The following is a 252-nucleotide window of genomic DNA, read 5'->3' on the forward strand; positions in this document are numbered from 1 at the left end:
TTCGATGTAGGTAAGATTTAGCCCCCATTGTGCACCGTCGCGCAAGCTGCGTTTGAACTGATCGGCATCTTGCGGCGTGGTGATCACTGCGATTTCACGGATGCCCGCCAGCATCAGCACTGACAGGATAGTAGATCATCGGTTTATCATAGATCGGCAGCAACTGTTTCGAGATGCCCATGGTGATGGGATAGAGCCTTGTTCCAGATCCGCCAGCCAGCAGAATGCCTTTGCGTGCGCTCATGTCAGTTT

Annotated in this window: 1 pseudogene; it reads right to left on the minus strand. The window is 52.8% G+C overall.

Going from position 1 to position 252, the window contains the following annotated elements:
• Positions 1–244, minus strand: a pseudogene (locus FCK22_RS18575) (sugar phosphate nucleotidyltransferase); the annotation flags it as partial.
• Between the last annotated feature and the right edge of the window lie 8 nt (positions 245–252).

Source organism: Sulfitobacter sp. 15WGC (assembly GCF_005068605.1).
GTDB lineage: Bacteria > Pseudomonadota > Alphaproteobacteria > Rhodobacterales > Rhodobacteraceae > Sulfitobacter > Sulfitobacter faviae.